Origin of the sequence: Halomonas sp. LC1 (genome assembly GCF_030247125.1) — a bacterium.
Taxonomy (GTDB): domain Bacteria; phylum Pseudomonadota; class Gammaproteobacteria; order Pseudomonadales; family Halomonadaceae; genus Vreelandella.
Window position 1 is genome coordinate 174241 of the sequence record NZ_JASSPG010000006.1, and the last position, 18299, is coordinate 192539.

The 18299-nt window shown below is 54.3% G+C and carries 14 protein-coding genes; 10 read left to right on the forward strand and 4 right to left on the reverse strand.

The window, feature by feature from the left end; all coding sequences use genetic code 11:
• Window positions 1-3: 3 nt before the first annotated feature.
• The 7 genes from QIT27_RS11370 to QIT27_RS11400 all read left to right on the forward strand — a co-directional run bounded on the left by QIT27_RS11370 (window position 4) and on the right by QIT27_RS11400 (window position 8703).
• The gene (locus QIT27_RS11370) at window positions 4-1041 is read left to right on the forward strand and encodes an SDR family oxidoreductase (RefSeq protein WP_285263869.1); all 1038 of its coding nucleotides are present in this window, start codon (window positions 4-6) and stop codon (window positions 1039-1041) included.
• Between the two features lie 157 nt (window positions 1042-1198).
• Window positions 1199-1858 (forward strand): hypothetical protein, encoded by a 660-nt coding sequence (locus QIT27_RS11375; protein WP_285263870.1) that lies wholly within the window; start codon window positions 1199-1201, stop codon window positions 1856-1858.
• Window position 1859: 1 nt separating this feature from the next.
• On the forward strand, window positions 1860-2771 hold the full coding sequence (locus QIT27_RS11380) for a hypothetical protein (RefSeq protein ID WP_285263871.1): 912 nt from the start codon (window positions 1860-1862) through the stop codon (window positions 2769-2771).
• The gene (locus QIT27_RS11385; RefSeq protein ID WP_285263872.1) at window positions 2768-3232 is read left to right on the forward strand and encodes a hypothetical protein; all 465 of its coding nucleotides are present in this window, start codon (window positions 2768-2770) and stop codon (window positions 3230-3232) included. The genes QIT27_RS11380 and QIT27_RS11385 overlap by 4 nt, the downstream gene beginning before the upstream one ends.
• Before the next feature lie 122 nt (window positions 3233-3354).
• A complete protein-coding gene (gene glmS / locus QIT27_RS11390) occupies window positions 3355-5208 on the forward strand; it encodes a glutamine--fructose-6-phosphate transaminase (isomerizing) (RefSeq protein ID WP_285263873.1) in 1854 nt (617 codons plus the stop codon).
• Window positions 5201-6289, forward strand: coding sequence for an O-antigen ligase family protein (locus QIT27_RS11395; RefSeq protein ID WP_285263874.1), 1089 nt, complete (start codon window positions 5201-5203; stop codon window positions 6287-6289). The genes glmS and QIT27_RS11395 overlap by 8 nt, the downstream gene beginning before the upstream one ends.
• A 422-nt stretch (window positions 6290-6711) precedes the next feature.
• Complete coding sequence (locus tag QIT27_RS11400) at window positions 6712-8703, forward strand: polysaccharide biosynthesis protein (protein ID WP_285263875.1); 1992 nt, start codon at window positions 6712-6714, stop codon at window positions 8701-8703.
• Between the two features lie 82 nt (window positions 8704-8785).
• Here the strand turns inward: QIT27_RS11400 and QIT27_RS11405 are convergent, their stop codons facing one another.
• From QIT27_RS11405 to QIT27_RS11415, 3 genes are all read right to left on the reverse strand, one after another.
• Window positions 8786-9061 carry a TIGR03643 family protein gene (locus QIT27_RS11405; protein WP_044630516.1) on the reverse strand — a complete coding sequence of 92 codons (276 nt, stop codon included), beginning with the start codon at window positions 9059-9061 and terminating at the stop codon, window positions 8786-8788.
• 132 nt (window positions 9062-9193) lie between these two features.
• Window positions 9194-9808 (reverse strand): class I SAM-dependent methyltransferase, encoded by a 615-nt coding sequence (locus QIT27_RS11410; protein WP_285263876.1) that lies wholly within the window; start codon window positions 9806-9808, stop codon window positions 9194-9196.
• A 198-nt stretch (window positions 9809-10006) separates the two neighbouring features.
• Entirely contained in the window at window positions 10007-10369 is a 363-nt protein-coding gene (locus tag QIT27_RS11415; protein ID WP_167520870.1) for a helix-turn-helix domain-containing protein, read from the reverse strand.
• A 511-nt stretch (window positions 10370-10880) separates the two neighbouring features.
• On the opposite strand from QIT27_RS11415, the gene QIT27_RS11420 reads away from it, so the two are divergent.
• Window positions 10881-13682, forward strand: coding sequence for a bifunctional diguanylate cyclase/phosphodiesterase (locus QIT27_RS11420; protein ID WP_285263877.1), 2802 nt, complete (start codon window positions 10881-10883; stop codon window positions 13680-13682).
• Window positions 13683-13888: 206 nt separating this feature from the next.
• The gene (locus QIT27_RS11425) at window positions 13889-15640 is read left to right on the forward strand and encodes a PilZ domain-containing protein (protein ID WP_285263878.1); all 1752 of its coding nucleotides are present in this window, start codon (window positions 13889-13891) and stop codon (window positions 15638-15640) included.
• 95 nt (window positions 15641-15735) lie between these two features.
• Here the strand turns inward: QIT27_RS11425 and QIT27_RS11430 are convergent, their stop codons facing one another.
• Window positions 15736-16680: a helix-turn-helix domain-containing protein gene (locus QIT27_RS11430; protein ID WP_285263879.1), complete on the reverse strand. Its 945-nt coding sequence runs from the start codon at window positions 16678-16680 to the stop codon at window positions 15736-15738.
• 212 nt (window positions 16681-16892) lie between these two features.
• Between QIT27_RS11430 and QIT27_RS11435 the strand changes: the two genes are divergently transcribed.
• Complete coding sequence (locus QIT27_RS11435; RefSeq protein ID WP_285263880.1) at window positions 16893-18299, forward strand: ethanolamine ammonia-lyase subunit EutB; 1407 nt, start codon at window positions 16893-16895, stop codon at window positions 18297-18299.

The window sequence follows — 18299 nt, forward strand, 5'->3', positions numbered from 1 at the left end:
CTTATGAGCCGTTTTGCAACGCTTCAAACTGAACTCGCCGCAACACCACGCACGTGGTTAGTGACCGGCTGTGCAGGATTTATTGGCAGTAACTTGCTGGAAACCTTACTCAAGCTGAACCAGCGAGTAGTGGGGTTGGATAACTTTGCAACAGGGTTTCAAGCCAATTTAGAGGAAGTACAGTCGCTAGTCAGCCCAGAGCAGTGGGCGCGTTTCAATTTTGTGGAAGGCGATATACGCGATGCTGCCACCTGCCGTTCGGCCATGATGGTGGAAGGAAACCCCGTCGACCACGTGCTGCACCAAGCGGCCTTGGGTTCGGTGCCTCGCTCCATTGCCGACCCTATTGCCACGAACGCAGCCAATATTACGGGTCATCTCAATATGCTGGTGGCGGCGAAAGAAGCCGGGGTCAAAAGCTTTGTGTACGCGGCATCTAGCTCTACGTATGGCGACCATCCGGCGCTGCCCAAGATAGAAGATAGAATTGGCAAACCGCTTTCTCCTTATGCGGTCACGAAAGTGGTCAATGAGATGTATGCCGATGTGTTTGCCAGCACCTATGGTTTTAAAGCGACAGGCTTGCGGTACTTTAACGTATTCGGCAAACGCCAGAACCCCAATGGCGCCTATGCGGCGGTCATTCCTAAATGGGCGGGGGCGATGCTCACGAACGAGACTTTGTTCATTAATGGTGATGGCGAAACCAGCCGCGATTTCTGCTTCATCGAAAACGCGGTGCAAGCCAATTTATTGGCCGCTACGGCAGATGAACAGGCCCAGGGCGAAGTGTACAACGTCGCCGTTAGTGGCCGCACGACGCTCAACCAGCTATTTGAGTATTTGCGCAACGCACTCGCAGAGCAAGGGGTACGTTACGCTCAGCAACCTGAATACCGGGCCTTTCGCCCTGGTGATGTTCGCCACTCCCAGGCGGATATCAGCAAAGCGCAGCGGTTACTGGGCTACGCGCCCACCCACACCATTGTCGATGGCGTTAGTGAAGCGATGCCTTGGTATTTGAATCACTTCCGCGGCTAGGGTGCGGTTATGTCACAACAGGCTGCCCTGCACTATTCAGTAGGCGTTGGGTTGGCTGATGGATACCCTTGCTAGGTTATCTAGCCGCTAACATAAGAAAAAAGTCGCCGTTGAGCTCTTTTAAAGAGCGCTTTTAGGGAATGTTCAGGAAGACCGCATGGAGCATAGCATCACTGAGAACTCGATCATCGTCACCTTGCTGGCGGTGCTTTGGTTTTTTTTCGTCAAGCCTATCTATAAGCCTGCGAATGGGGAGCAGTGGCGGGCCATATGGGTGCGTACGTCGCTCGCTATTGCCGTAATGTATGGCTTGGCGTGGGTGATGGCACTGGCCACTCGTTCGCTTCTCCAGCAGGTCTCGTTAAGTACCGCCACATTGAGTACCGGCACGTTAGTGATGGTGGGCGTTATTTTATCGTCATTAGTGGCGTTTGCTTGGCTGTGGCAAACCGTGATTACGGAGGAGAAATCCGTTTTAAGCTCCGCGTTGGAGATCGTCGTTTCGGTGATGTTGGCGAATTTGGCAGTGATGAACGCCATGGGCGAGCTGGGCGGGGCCGCTTTTAAGTTCTTGGTATTTGTCGTTTCGCTGGTGTTGATCAGTAAGTTGATGGATGCGGCAAAATCAAAATGGGTGCATCACCTGCCTGAGCACACCAAGCGAACGTGGCGCTGGGTGGCGGCGGGCTTGGTTGTTTTACCGTTCGTTACTTCCATGCTGGCGCTGCTCTTATTAGGCAGCGCTATACCTGCGTTTTTATCATGGCCACTCACTCTGTTGAGCGATGCGCCTCAGCTCTTTGAGGAATACATTTAATATGACACGCGTAAGTGCCGTAGCGTGGCTGGGAGCCACTAAAACGCGGCTGATGGTAAGCGCGTTGGTGGTGGCTTTTTTGGTTGCGCCAGCGCTGCATGGGGCAGGGCTTGTTCGTGGGCTTCGCTTAGCCATTAAGGCGGTAGAGGAGACCTTCGTGACGGCGTTTCAGCAGGGCAACATTACCAGCATCGTACCTACTCGTTCTGTGGGGGATATTACCCGCCAAACGGCTCGTCAGGCATCGTCTGCTATTGCGGGGGTAGGGGCAGCAGGCAGCACGCGAGCTGCCGCCCGGCCAACGGCCGGTGAGCTGACCGTGGCAACCTCGCCTGAGGATGCGCAGGTGCGGGTGATGAACATTGAGCCGGTGTATCAAGAAGGGATGACGCTGGATTTCGGCCGTTACGATATCGAAGTCTCCGCCCCTGGCTACCGTACAAAGCGCTTCCCAATTGACCTGCAAGATACTGAGGTCATTGTGGATGTTGAGCTTACCCAGCGGGGTAGCTTTACCTGTGAGCCCGAGGTGGCCCGCATGGGCGGGATTGGATTGTCGGAGTTTGGGATGCAGTTGAGATCTGAGCAAGTGTTTGAAAATGTCAGTATTTACGAAGTTTTCTCAAGCTTAGCGAAGCATCTTGATAGCGAGCTTAACCATCTTCACGATGTTCAGGCCTTTATGGGCGATAACTACGCGTATTTGTCGGCATTGCAGAACAGCAACCTTTCCCTTGAGCAGCTCGAAAGCAATGAACACGTAGATATTAGTGACCGGGCTTTACAGCAGCGCTACGGGCTAGAGAAGCAGGGCAACAATATTCGAATGATTCACTATATGTCGTTAGATGGCGCTTACACGACTCCAGAACTGGCGAGAGACGGGTTTTGTCTGCTGGTGGAGGAAATATGAAGCGTTTAATGCCCCCTGTTTTGTTGATTCTGCTGCTGTTACTGAGTGGCTGCTCTTCTGTCGCTCAGCAATCTCAAGCCGTATGGGGAATGATGAGATTTAAAGAAGACCCGGTGCCTGCATATGTTTCCCCCATGCTATATGAGCAAGAAAGCTGTGAAACGTTGCAGGGATATCATCAGGTCATGGGACGGTTTACTCATACGTTGAACCAGCAGCTAGCCCGGCGGATGAAGGATATTGCCGTTCCTGAGAATAAGAAGGTCTCCCAGTGGCCTGATGGGTTGAGGTTTGTTAGGCAGCACAACTTACCTATTGAATTAGACAGTACTTGGTATGAAGCCTTCGTGACGGCATGGGGGCACTATGAAGCCATTGATAAAGCCCAACAAAGCAAACAGTGTGGGCTGCGAGACCCTTACCGGCTGCTTCCTTGGCAAACCGCTCGGTTCTCTTGGTAAACCCAACATTCCCGTGTTGGCGTTCTTAAGCAGCTGTGTAGTGTCGCTGCGCCCCTGGCCGCTCATGGCAGGGCCAATATCGTTTTTATTTCTATCCTTCATCACATCATACAGGGATGCATATGTGCGGCATTGTTGCGGCTATCGCGAATCATCACGTTCTTAACACCTTGGTGCAGGGGCTTCAGCGTTTGGAGTACCGCGGGTACGATTCCGCCGGGGTGGCGGTGTTGAATGACGACGGCCAGCTAACCCGCGTGCGGGAAGTGGGCAAAGTGGCGGCCTTAGAAGCAGCGTTGGCGCAACAGCCCGCTCCTGGCCACGTGGGCATTGCCCATACCCGTTGGGCCACCCATGGCAGCCCGAGCCAGCACAATGCGCACCCGCACCTATCGGGCGAACACTTGGCCGTGGTGCACAACGGCATTATTGAAAACCATGAAGCCTTGCGCCAACAGTTGTTCGAAAAGGGCTATACGTTCACATCGCAAACCGATACGGAAGTGGTGGCCCACTTGGTGGCGGAAGCGTTTGATCACCATCAAGACCTCACGATGGCCTTGCAGGCGGTACTGAGCCAGCTAGAGGGCGCGTATGCGCTGGCAGTGGTGCATGCACAGCAGCCAGAGACGTTAGTAGGCGCGCGTAAAGGTAGCCCGTTAGTGGTTGGCGTGGGCGAGCAAGGTGTTTACCTGGGGTCCGACCCGCTAGCGCTGTTGCCCGTGACCCGCCAATTCCACTATTTGGAAGAGGGGGATGTGGTCACTCTCACGCCGGCGGGCGTGGTGATTCACGATGCCCAAGGTAGCCCGGTAACGCGTGATCTTCACCACTTCGACCATGATGATGCGGCGACCGGCAAGGCGGGGTATCGCCACTATATGCTCAAGGAAATCTACGAGCAGCCCCAGGCCGTGGCCAATACGCTGCAAGGGCTGTTGGGCGGCGATGGGGTGAATGTGTCGGCGTTAGGGCAGGGTGCTGAAGCGTTGTTCGATGCCGTCAAGCAGGTGCACATTGTGGCGTGTGGCACCAGTTACCATGCGGGCCAGGTGGCGCGCTACTGGTTAGAGGAGTTGGCGGGCATTCCTTGCCAAGTGGAAGTGGCGTCGGAGTACCGTTACCGGCATGTGGTGGTGCCTAGCGGCACGCTGTTTTTGACGCTCTCGCAGTCGGGCGAAACCGCCGATACGTTAGCAGCGCTGCGGTTTGCCCAAGCCCGCCGTGATACGCGTGATAAGCCGGCCTACTTGGGCACGCTGGCCATTTGCAACGTGGCGGGCAGTTCGTTAGTGCGCGAATCGGACCTATGCCTGCTCACGCAAGCGGGCCCTGAAATTGGCGTGGCCTCTACCAAGGCGTTTACCACACAGCTGGCGGCGTTAATGGTGGTGGTGTTGGCGCTTCGCCAAGTGCAGCGCGGGCCTAGCGAAGAAGCCTCGGCATTGGTAGAACAGCTGGCTGCTTTGCCAGCGGTGCTTAGCCAGGCGCTCGATCACGATAGCGCCATTGCGGCACTGGCGAAACGGTTTGTAGAGCGTCATCACACGCTGTTTTTGGGTCGGGGTAAGCAGTTTCCGATTGCCATGGAAGGGGCTTTGAAACTGAAGGAGATCTCTTACATCCATGCTGAAGCTTACGCCGCGGGGGAACTGAAGCATGGCCCGCTGGCGTTGATTGATGATGATATGCCCATTGTGGCGGTCGCGCCCAACTGTGAACTCATCGAAAAGCTTAAGGCGAACCTGCAAGAGGTGCGTGCCAGGGGCGGCGAACTGTTTGTATTCGCCGACCAGCACGTGCGTTTTAGCCAGGATGAAGGCACGACCGTTATGCACATGCCTGCCTGCAGCCCGCAGTTGGCGCCGATTATGTTTACGCTGCCTTTGCAGCTGCTTTCTTATCACGTGGCGGTATTAAAAGGCACGGATGTGGACCAGCCACGTAACTTGGCGAAGAGCGTGACCGTTGAGTAAGGCGTTGACCGCTGCTGCCATCGCCTTGGGCATGGCACCGCTGCTGGTGCCTAACGGCGGCTGGTGGCTGGTTAGCGGCCTAGGAGCTGTATGGCTGGCCCGCCAGCTTTTACGCAGTAGGCGTGGTGTTTGGGCGTTGATGCCAGCGGTGGGGCTGTGTGCGTTGGCGCTGAGTGGTGGCGCGATGGGAGCCTGGGCCATAGCGCAAACCTTGCTAGGCGGTAGTGCCCGCGCGGCCGGCCATGCGCCGATGCACGCTATTTTGTTCGGCAATCTATCGTTGGTGTGCGGTTTAGTTAGCATGGCGGGGTTGGCGTGGGCGTGGCATCAGCCTAAGCCTAAGCGCTGGGTGTGGTGGCTGCTGTTTGGCTTTGGCGCTGTGGGCGGGGTAATGGCGTCGGTGCTTTCTGGCACGCGTGGGGGGTGGCTGGCGCTGCCGTTTGCCGGGCTGGTGTTTTACCGCGTGTATATTGGCCGCTGGGCGGGCTGGAAGCAGGGGGTGTTGGCGGCAGGCGTGTGCATACTGCTGGTCAGCGCCTATGCGCTGCCCCAAACCGGGGTGCAAACACGCGTGGCCAGTGCCGTCGAAGAAACCCGTGATTATTGGCAGGGCCACCCCCATGGCTCGATTGGCGTGCGTTTAGAGCTTTACCGGGTAACGCTGATGCTGATTGCTCAGCGCCCTTTAACGGGCTACCGCTTGGCAGAGTACCAAGATGCCCTGCAAACGCTGCAGCAAAAAGGCGATATTTCTCCACAAGTGGCACGCCATTGGCACGCCCATAACGACCTGTTAAACGCCTGGGTGCGCTATGGCGTGTTGGGGTTGCTGGGCGTCATATTGCTCTATGCCTGGCCGCTTTGGTGGTTCTCTCGTTCCTCGTTATGGCAGCAGCCTGCCCAACGCCCTTTGGTGTTGGCTGGGTTGCTGCTCCCCATTCTGTTTATAGATTTCGGTTTGAGCTATGCCTTTTTCGCTTATCCCGTGGTGTTAGCGACGTATGTGGGGTGGGTCGTACTTCTGCAGATAGGCGTTAAAGCAGCGCAGTTTAGTGCTCGGCGTCGTGCGCCTTTTTCATAATGTGAACTGCTTTACTCTCTCAGCTTGTCATGATGCCAACTTAGCGCTTTCGGCTTAGCCTAATTATTGTATAATCGTCGTCATCGTTTGTTGCAATGTGTCGTTGATTGACGGCAGTTTTTCACGCTAAGTTTTGTTTTTATTCGCATTTTTTAACGATTAATTTAACGTTGGGATATATGCCGAAACGCGCAAGCCCTGTGTCAAGGTTTTGGCGTTGCGTTAGCCTCTCTTCACTGCAGTGTGTAGATAACATCGTGTGGGTAAAAGCGTGTGGGTAAAAGCGTGTGGGTAAGAGTGGGTGGGTAAGGCGTAATGAATAATTATGCACTAGAAGTATGAAAATAAAAATAAAAAAAACAATAAGTTGGTGTGGAGGAGTGGAGGAGTGGTTGTGGGAATTTCAAGGGAGCGTTAACCGTATGCTATCGCGCACGTTACACTATTTGTTTCGCCTGCCTAGAGCGCAAAAGCGCGCTATTCAGCTGGTTGTGGACGCATCACTCATTACGCTGAGCTACGTGCTGGCCATGTTTTTACGGCTAGATAGCTGGGCTTTTGTAGGTAACGCTGCGGTTTGGTGGGTGCTGCCGGCTATTATTCCTATTAGTTTGCTTATTTTTATTAGGCTCGGTTTTTACCGGGCCATTATTCGTTATATGAGTATGCAGGCCACCATTACTATTTTGATGGGGGTGTTTGCTTCTATGGCCGCTTTGGTGGTTGTTAACTATATGTTATTGCTGCCAATTCCTCGCTCGGTGCCGTTTATTTACGCGATGTTGGCCATGCTGAGTATCGGTGGGGTGCGGTTGATACTGCGTGGCCTCTATCACCGTGGCCAGGTGCGTTATAAAACGCGAGTGCTGATTTATGGCGCCGGTAGCTCGGGCCGGCAGTTAGTCGTTTCACTCCGTAATGGCAAAGAGTATGAACCCGTTGGGTTTGTGGATGATAGTAAAGAACTGCATCGCCACTCGGTACAGGGGCTGAAGGTGTACCACCCCCGCAAGGTAGAAGAGTTGGTGGAGGTGTTAGGCGTTGAGAAGATCTTGTTAGCCCTACCAAGTGCTAGCCGCGCTAAGCGCCGTGAAATTCTAGAGACGTTAGAACCGCTCTCGGTGCCAGTGCAAACGGTGCCAGGGTTAGCGGATGTGGTGTCTGGGCGTGCTAAGACTACCGAAATTCGCGATGTCGCCGTTGAAGATTTGCTGGGGCGTGACCCAGTACCGCCCAACGAATCGCTGATGGCGGCGAATATCGCGGGCAAAGTGGTGTTGGTGACCGGTGCGGGTGGCTCGATCGGTAGCGAGCTGTGCCGGCAAATTTTGCGTCAGCGCCCGGCTACGCTGCTGTTGTTAGAAATTTCTGAATACAACCTGTATGCCATCGAGCAAAACCTCTGTGCCATCGCGCATGCTGAAGGGCTTGAAGAGGTGGCGATTCACGCGTTGCTAGGGTCTGTGCAACACGAGCAGCGCCTGCAAGCCGTGATGGCGTATTACCAAGTGCAAACGGTGTACCATGCGGCGGCGTATAAGCATGTGCCCATGGTAGAGCACAACGTTGAAGAAGGCCTCTTCAATAATGCGTTGGGTACGCTGAACTGTGCGAAGGCGGCCGTGGCCAGCGGTGTGACGGATTTTGTGCTGGTATCGACCGATAAAGCGGTGCGGCCTACCAACGTGATGGGTGCCAGCAAGCGGTTAGCGGAATTGGTGTGCCAGGCAATGGCCAATGCACAGCCGGATACGCGCTTCTGTATGGTGCGGTTTGGTAACGTACTGGGGTCAAGTGGCTCTGTGGTGCCGCTATTCCGCCGGCAAATTGCCGCTGGCGGCCCAGTCACCGTCACGCATCCTGAAATAACGCGTTATTTCATGACCATTCCTGAGGCGGCGCAGCTCGTCATACAGGCCGGTGCGATGGCCAAAGGTGGGGATGTGTTCGTGCTTGATATGGGTGAGCCGGTCAAAATTAAGGAATTGGCGGGTAAAATGGTGCGCTTGTCGGGTTTCGAGCCTTATTTTTCTTACACGCGAGACGCTAAGAAAACGCATGATGGGGATATCGAAATTCAGTTCACCGGCCTGCGACCCGGTGAAAAGCTTTACGAAGAGTTGCTCATCGGCGAGCAAGTGGTGGAAACAGCGCACCCGCGCATTATGTCGGCGAATGAAGTCGCTCTTTCCTTACCAGAAGTGCAGGCGCTATTGGGTAAGTTATTGAGTGCTAGTAAATTGGGCGATTCCGCTCACCTGCAGCAGTTACTCGTTGAAGCCCCCTTGGGGTACCGCCCGAGCGCTGGCTTGGTGGATCACCTATGGCAGTGCCCTGAACGCAAACAAGCGGTGAAGGCCTTACAGCAGCGTCCGCGTGATGAGAAACTCATACTGTCTCGTACGCCGCTTTAATTTTGTAAATTTCTAAAAACCTACAGCGCGATGGCGCTTTTGCCGGTGATACCGGTGAAAGTGCCATCGCGCTTTTTTTTGCTTAACGTTTGTACTGGGTAGGGCAGTAGCCTCGCATCACATCGGGCGAGCGAAGCGACTGATGTTTGGTAGTGCGGCCCGTGACCCGCTTGCGCCATAGGCGGAATGAGCCTGGGGTCATCTGGTAGCGCATGACCTCGATCACATCGGGTTCCCCTAAACCAAATAGCCGTTCGATCGCTTCAAAAGGCGTGCGATCTTCCCAGGCCATTTCGATGACGCGAGACTGTTCGTCCTCTGGCAGGCGACGAAAGCGCTTTACGGCGGCTTTGGGCATGGCGCGTCCTCATCATTGACGTTTTCGAATAGAGAGCAGGCAAACCCCAGTGCCCCACGGGTTGTGCAACGTAAGCTATACACATTAATTTTATTGTATAGGTTTTTGCAAGCGATGAGCAATTACACAGCGCTATTTGACGGCGAGCAGGGCACGAAACAGACCGTTCATGAGTACCGGCTCATCTCGCTGAATACGAAAGCCAGCATGTTGGATCATGGGGCTGGCTTGACGCGTGATATCGGTAGCAATGATCGAAGTGAATACGTTCAACGTGCGGCGCCCCCACCCGGCAGGTTGGGTGTCGGGTTGGAATTTATCCATGACGCACAGTTGTCCGCCGGGTTTCAGTACGCGATAGGCCTCTGCCAAACCCTGTTCCGGGCGAGGCATGACCGCCAAAATCAGGTGCATGATGACGACATCGAAGCGTTCATCAGGATAGACGAGTTGGGTGGCGTCCATGACATGACAAGCCACATCACGCTGATAGCGCTCGGCCCTGGCGCTGGCGCGCCGGACCATCGCAGGGGTGAGATCGGTCAGGTGTATTTCTAACTCGTGGGGCAAAAAGGGGAGGTCCAGCCCCGTCCCTGCTCCCACCAAGAGAACGCGCATACCAGGTTCCCAGTCCACATGGCTGAGCGCGACACGTCTTGGTCTGCGCAACGCGGGCGCTACGAGCGCATCGTAGAGAGGCGCGTAGGCGCTGTAGCGAAGACGATTCCAGGAAGTCGTGTTCAGCATAGGGCCTCGCAAGGTGGGAGTGAGCTGGGCACCAGGACGGCGTCGAGTGTTGGGGCTGCCATGCTGACTGCAGCGCTCACTACCTATAGCACGAACCGTAGAGAAGCACCAAAGGTGCTGGCAACCCCGCAAGTCGCGTTGGGGGGAGCGGATACGTTAGGCAGTGATAGCTCAAAAGAGTCGGGATAGTCGTGTTGGTTACTCTTCGGTGGAGGAATCTTGTCGAAAACGCGTGGCCAAGCTTTCTATGAGTTCTAGCATCAATTGTCGATCATGCGGCTTTAGGGGGGCTAATAACGTTTTAATGCGCTGTGTTTGATCATCGACATGAACACTTGCTTGACCTAAAAGCTCGGCGGCTTCGCAATTGAAAATCTCGGCTAATTCTAATAAGCGGACGATGTTGGGAATGACACGCCCCCGCTCGATTCGAGAAACGGCTTCATTGCCAACCCCAAGGCGTTCGGCCACCTCTTCCTGGGTCAACTGGCTGCGTATTCGCTGTTTGGCAATGGCTCTGCCGATGTTGCTAGCTAGCCGTTTCTGTTCGATTTTATTCACACGATCCTCCATATAGCCCTGAATGGTTGGGGAACGGCCTATTGACATGAAGGACTGTTTAGGTTGAATATCACCCTGATAGGTTGATAATGAGCGGCGTAAACTGTTTTTTTGGCCGCGCGCGGAAAAAGCATATAAATAGTGCAGTTAAATCTATTTAAATCGGTCATCTAAAATAAATTTATGGTTAAGTTCATTAAAATTTAAAGGCCGTGTGTTATTGGCCTTAAGCGTTATTGCTTAAAGCATTTGCTTGAAAGATAGAGAGCGTGAGCTGTGCATCATGCGTTAAGCAATAAAAAAGACATGCCTTTTAAGCGCCGCTGCTCAAATGGCATCAATGGGCATAGGTAGCAAGGACGGGCGATGCTTTTTAAGGTGGCTGCTCACATGCAGCAGAGACAATCACTGTATGACTCAGGGATGATCACACAGCGGTCAATTCGGCTTTGATCAAAGCATTTGGCTTGCCAACGTGGCTGACCTATCAAACCCGAAGGCGCTTAATATCATGTCTCCTACGACGGCACCAGAAATTTTCCAACAGCTCGCCGAAGGATTGTCCCGCGTCAATAAAGGCGGGTTCTTTCACCATTTAGCCCACACCTTGGCGCATTTGCTCAGTGCCGACCATGCATTGGTCGCCAGTATCGATCGTAGCGGTACTGCGACGCCGTTGGCCATGTGGTCGGAAGGTGAATTCGTCGACGCCGCGCCCTATACACTTTCTGGCACCCCGTGTGAGCGAGTTAAGGAGCGCACCTGCTTCCACATCACTTCTCAGGCACGTGCCTGCTTTCCTGACGATGCTCGTTTGGCCGCGCTGTCCGTGGAAAGCTATCTCGGGGTGCCCATGGCCGATGCCTCGGGACACTGTCACGGTATTCTCGTGCTCATGCATTCGCGTCCGCTGCAGCTGCCTAACTACGCCAATGAGGTCATGCGCATCATTGCCTCGCTGGCAGGCGTCGAGCTGTCCCGTCAGCTCGTCGGACAGCAGGCCGATCAGCAAATCGCCTGCAAACAGCGGGCGCTGCGGCTGTTGAGCAGAGGTAACGACGCGCGCTTTCATGCCAGTGATGAAACATCGCTGCTTCAATCCGCTTGTCGCGTGCTGGTGGACGTCGGAGGGTACACGGCCGCTTGGGTGCATCACATCGTGCCGGGGATGGAGAACCCTGAGGGGGTGTTACAAGCCTGTGCGGATAGAGAGGCCGACGTTCTCGGTTGGTTGAGCCCCAAGCAACTGCTCGTAGCGGGCTATAGCCGCGATATCATCCGCCAAGCAATATCGCGCCGTGCCCCTGTGGTGTATAGACCGCAATGCAATCCCAATGCCTCGGGCAGTGATACCACGCTAGTGGCCTTGGAGGTCGCCGTGTTGGTGGCGCTACCGCTGATTTACCGAGGGCAGTTACTCGGTGTCATCACCCTTTACCAGAGCGACGATGCGCCCATGACCGCTGCCGAGGTACGTTTATTGAGCGAGTTGGCCGATGACATTGCCTTTGGTATCGACAGTCTTCGTCATCGTAAGGCCGAACAGCGTATCCAGCATGCCGTCACGCAAGTAGCCACAGCCGTTTCCGCACAGCACGGCGAAGCGTTCTTGACGCAGCTGACCGACCATATGGCCAACGCGCTAGCCGCTGATGTTGGCTTTATCGCCACGCTAGACGAGCAAGATCCCAACATCGCCAATGTCTTGGCGCTTTATGTCAACGGCGTTCGCCAGTCCGCGTTTAGTTACCATCTAGCAGGAGTGCCTTGCCAGGACGTTTTGACCCAGCGTGAGTGTATCGTGCATGAAAACGCCGGCATTCGCCTTCCAGTAGAGTCCAACGGTGATCTGGCATGGGTGAATGCCTACGTTGGCCGACGGCTAGACGACGCCAAAGGTCGCCCCATCGGAATTATTGGGGTGATGTTCAAGGCACCGCTCTTCGAGACCCAAATCGTGAGCACGGTACTGCAAATATTTGCGGCAAGAGCGGCATCCGAGCTGGGCCGCCAACGGGATGAAGCGCGTATTCGTCAACTGGCCTTTTGTGATGCTGGGACGCAGTTACCCAACCGTACGGACTTCATGCAGTGTCTTGAAGAGTGCGTCAATGATCATCCGCCAACCCCCTTTGCATTGCTGCTACTGGATCTCAACCACTTCAAAGAGATCAACGACACCGCGGGCCACGATGTAGGCGACTTGGTGCTCAAAGAGGTCGCGCAGCGTTTTCGCAGCGTGCTGCCTGCTGACGACTATTTAGCCCGTCTGGGCGGTGACGAGTTCGTGGTGATCTGCCGGGGAGTTCACGACGATGTTAGCGCCATGCAAACGGCCGACATCCTCTGTGCCAGCCTGCATCAACCGATGGTGATAGAGCAGCACTCGTCCGAACTGTCCGTCAGCGTGGGGATCTCGCTATATCCCGGCCATGGCCAGTCGGCTCAGGCGCTACTGAAGCATGCTGATATTGCCATGTACCAAGCGAAGCGTCAGAAACTCACGATGCGCACCTTTGAACACTGGATGGGCCATGCCGTCGCTCAGCAGCTGCATATTGCCAAGCGCCTGGCGATGGCGATTGCTCATCAGTCGCTCTACCTCCATTTTCAGCCGCAAGTCGATATGCGCAGTGGCCAACTCATTGGGGCGGAGGCGTTGTGTCGTTGGTGGGATGAAGAGCTGGGAGAGGTCTCTCCTGTGCAGTTTATCGCCATTGCCGAAGAGCGAGGCATGATTGCGGCGTTAGGGAACTGTGTCATCGATCAAGCCTGCCGCCAGTTAGCCGATTGGCAGCGCCAGGGTGTCGAACTTCGAGGGCAGCTAGCCATTAACATCGCCGCCGATCAGTTCGAAGATAGCGATTTGGTGACGACGCTCCTCGCGAGTTGCCAAGCGCATGGCATCTCTCCTCAGGCGTTGAGTATCGAGATTACCGAAAGCGGCATCATGACGCATCCCGACGATGCCATTGCCATCACGGAAGTGCTCAAAAGCCATGGGATGGGGTTGTCGATTGACGATTTCGGTACCGGTTATTCCTCCTTGGCGTATTTGAAACGCTTTGCTGCGGACAAGATCAAGATCGACATTTCGTTCGTACGCGACATGCTCACCAGCGAGAATGATCGCGCTATCGTAAGAACGATCATTGCGATGGCCAACGCGCTAGGCTTACAGACGATCGCTGAAGGCATCGAGTCGAAGGAGCAGTGTGAGGCCCTCATCGCGATGGGCTGTACCCAAGCCCAGGGCTACTATTATGACCGACCTTTAACCGCTGACCATTTTGCGAATAAATGGCTCGTATAGAAGTTTGAAAATGTTTCTTTTTGTGATGTTTTCTTTGGCCAGTGATTAGCACTCGCCTGCCCCATTGTCGATCAATACGTTTAATATTTAACGTTTGTTCACATTCTTTTAAGTTTACAAAATAAAACATACACTTAGCCACCTAAGTATTAAAATGCAGTGGTAGGTTGCTACATTATAATTAAAAATACTTAAATGGTGGTTCTATGCCTGCTTCCGCTCCTGTACAAAACCCAACAGCTCATGTTGTACAATCGTTTCTTAAGCATCAGTATGAGATTTGTGTATATGCGAAAGACATGCCGTATGCTTTACAAGCGAATATCATCGATCTTAATGTCGAGACCGGCCTCTTAGTTATCGAGGTAGAGTGTCACGGAGAAAGTTTTAATAGTTATGTCCGAGATGGAAAAGTTAGTTTCGATATTGAAACGCTAAATCCACTAGATGGCTCAGTGAAAAACTCAGCGCTAACGCGTGATATTCATAGTGTTAGTAACATTCCTACAAAGGCCGTCAAAGTAGACAGCTCGACATATCGATTAGAGTGTCAGCTGCCTAGCTCAGTGTTTTTGCTAGAGCAACGAGGCGCCGTTCGTATTCCTTTCATACTGGGTATGCGGGCAAAAGTGAGCGTCGAGGTGTATCTGGATGGATTGATCGTGGCGGGAAGTCTACGCAATATATCCGTGGGGGGATGCTTGGTAGATGTCGCGATTGAAGATACCGTCCCCATTACCGTCGGTCAGCAGCTTCCTGGCGTCACCATTGAGTTTCCGAATGGTGCCAGTTTCTTTTCCGAAGGAGTCATCAGGCATATGCGTCCTTTTGGTAACCACGGATATGCAGCACTCGGAATCGAATATGTCAATTTAGAGCCTCATCAGACAGAAGAGCTTTTTTATATCGTGAACGAGGCAGAGCGAGAAGCCGCTTACCGCTCGGGTAGCAACGATCGCGTAGTTGGCCACTCTCCCTTATTTATACCTGGCGCAGTCGAAAAAGCGGCGATACAGCGTGAAGAAAAGGAACAAAAAAAGCGCCTGAGGCAGTCACCAATGCAGAGAGGCGTCTTGGAGCTGGCTCACCAGCTTCAATACTCTTTGATGTATATAAAAAGCCGCGATCACTTTCCTGAAAAGGTGATCTACGATTGCGCCGACGCCATCCTCTATTTGTTGAGACAAGATAGGAAAGCGCTTTTGTATGCGCTTGCGTTTTTACACAACGAGCCTGACTGGGTTCGGCAGGCTGTCCGAGTCGCGGTGCAAATGGCCGATATCCTGTTGATTAGGGACCCTCATTCCATACATGTCAGAGAGGCTGTGGTGGGCGCCCTGTTACATACCATGGGCAAACCGTTGCTGGTCAGTGAAGAGCTGCCCACGCTAAAAGCGAACATGTCGCCTCGACATAAAGAGATCCTAAAGCAGCATGTGGTGACTCTAAGGAGTAAGCTGCTGTCGCTCGGCTGGAAGCCAAGTGCCACCTGTGAAGATATTATGTTGCATGCCAACGAGTTATTGGATGGAACGGGGTATCCTTTCAATCTTAAAGGGTCACAGATATCTGATAATGTGCTTGTAGTGTCTATCATTAAAGCGGTGAGCAAGTTGATGTATGGAAGAAATGGCGTTAGGCCGCTGACACCGTTAAATGCGTATCGCTTAGTTAGTGAGGCACCACAATGTTATGATAAAGCGACCTTGGTCGAGTATATTCAGTGCTATGGGCTTTACCCTATTGGAAGCCTTGCGAAATTTTCCGGTGGTTTTTTGGCGTGGATCATTGATATCGACGGTAAAGGTATGCCGATCAAAGTCAATGTCGTTAAAAACTTGGCCTTTATGGATACCAATATCGATAGTGTTTTAGAGCAAGGCGACTTTTCGCAAATTGGGCGACTAGAGGGCGTCGTCGACCCGAATGACTATGGTGTTATATTTCACAAGGTATAACGGGCTTATGGGGCTGCTGTCTCAGCAGCCCTTTTTTAAGAAGGTAAACAGTGTCGTCAATGCATCCATTCTCATATATAAGATAAACGGCGATGCTAGGCTGGCCCCTGTAGTGTTTGCGAAGGGCACTCACCAAACTGCTGTTTATAGTCGTGGGCGAACTGCCCTAAATGCCAAAATCCCCAATACGTTGCAATCTCGGTCACTGTTTGTGGCGGTTCAGCTGCGCGCAGGGCGCGCCGCACTCGGTTAAGGCGCGTCAGCCTCAAAAACTGCAATGGGCTAATGCCTAAAATCGTCGTAAAGCTATATTGCAGCGTGCGTCGGCTCACATGGGTCAGTTCACACAGCGCATCCACGGTGATGGGGGCGTCTACATGCGCGTCGACGTACTGCTTGACCCGGTCGACCACGGCTTTGCGATGCGCGTAGCTGGGAGGCAGCTCGCCACTGGGCTGTTGGGCATCTAATAGCTCCAGCAGGCCGGTTAAAAGAATATCCTGATGCAGCTTTTCAGCAATGGCTCCCTGCTGTTGGCCTAACAGCCGCTCCAATAGAAACAGTAGGGCGCGTAGCGTGGCAGGGTTCACATGTCGGCGGGGCGCGGGCATCCACTGCTCATCCAGCGTGATGCCCTGGCGTTCGGCAGCGGCGTGTAGTGCTGGCAGACGTATCACTAGCCCGTAAATATCGAAGGCTTCCGGGGTCACCAATTCAAAATCGCGTCCGCCGGGGCGGCACATCACTTGCTGCGCGTCGAGCGGCTGCCCATTGATACGCGAGCCCGCTGGCCGGGTTGGAATGCCCAACCATAAAGAGTCCTCCCACACCCGGCAATCCTGACGCAGCGCTTGGCCGGTGTGCTCTTTGAACACCTGAATGGCAGGCAACGCAATTTCATCCAGCCGCCCATAAAACCGCCCAGGCGTGAGCTGATCGTATTGCTGCTGCCAGTGGGTGAGGTTTTGCGCATGCTCATCGGCATCAAACGCTTCTTGAATGCACTTTTTTGGTGCGCTTTGGGTAGGCGTCAAGGTCATCACCAGCTCCTGACAGCGTGAATCAACCGCGTCCACGCCTTGTTGTCGTTATTAACCCGCTGTTTCTTATTGGTTTTTATAGCCTTGGTGTGTTTTGCCAAAACTCGATACTCCCCGTTAAGTGATAGCGCTATTGTGAGAACAAGCAAGTTTTGTTCCTCAACGCGCATACCGCGCCTTGAGTATCGAACAGGTAAGAGAAGGGAAGGCCCATGGCGCAGACCTATCACACCACGGTGGGGAGCCGCCGCTATCGCTTTAGCGGGCTCGCCGAACTGATGGCCAAAGCCACGCCGCCGCGCTCGGGCGACCGCCTTGCCGGGGTGATGGCAGAATCGGCAGAAGAGCGGGTCGTCGCCCAAATGGTGCTGGCGGAGCTGCCGCTTACCACCTTTTTGAACGAGGCGCTGATCCCCTACGAGCAGGACGAAATCACCCGCCTGATTATCGATGACCACGATGCAGAGGCGTTTGCGCCGTTGAAGCACCTGACCGTAGGCGATTTTCGCAACTGGCTGCTTTCGGACCACGCCACCAGTGAAGCGCTGGCCGCTGCCCGGCCCGGCATTACGCCGGAAATGGCCGCGGCGGTGAGTAAGCTGATGCGCAACCAGGACCTCATGCTGGTGGCGAAGAAATGCCACGTGACCACGGCATTTCGCAATACCATTGGGCTGCCGGGGCGGCTTTCGACCCGCTTACAGCCCAATCACCCCACCGATGACGTCACCGGCATCGCGGCGAGTATTCTCGATGGTCTGCTGTATGGCAGCGGCGATGCGGTGATTGGTATCAACCCGGCTACCGATAACGTCGCCCAGAGCATCAAGCTGATGCGCCTGATGGACGACGTGATCCAGAAATACGAGATCCCTACGCAATCCTGCGTGCTGACCCACGTGACCAATACGCTAGAAGCCATTGAACAGGGCGCACCGGTGGATCTGGTGTTTCAGTCCATTGGCGGCACCGAAGCCACCAACCGCAGCTTTGGGTTCGATTTGAGCACCCTGGCGGAAGCCGAAGCCGCTGCACAAACGTTGAATCGAGGCACCGTGGGTCGCAACGTGATGTATTTCGAAACCGGCCAAGGCAGCTCGCTCTCCGCCGACGCCCACCACGGGCTGGATCAGCAAACCTGCGAAGCCCGGGCCTACGCCGTGGCGCGCAAGTTCAATCCGCTGCTGGTCAACACGGTAGTGGGGTTTATCGGCCCCGAGTACCTCTACGACGGTAAAGAGATCACTCGCGCTGGCCTTGAGGATCACTTCTGCGGCAAGCTCTTAGGTGTGCCGATGGGGTGCGACGTGTGTTACACCAACCACGCCAACGCCGATCAAAACGATATGGATAATCTGCTGACGCTGCTGGGCGTGGCGGGCTGCAACTTCGTGATGGGCATCCCCGGCTCTGACGACATCATGCTCAATTATCAAACCACGTCGTTTCACGATGCGCTCTATGCCCGTCGGGTGCTGGGGCTAAAAGCCGCGCCAGAGTTCGAGCAGTGGCTGGCCAAGATGCAGATCTTCCAAGATGTGAGCACCCATCGTCTTAACGACCAACTGCCCGCCGCCTTTGCTAACAGCCTGCGCCACTTGCCGAAGGGGAGCGACTAA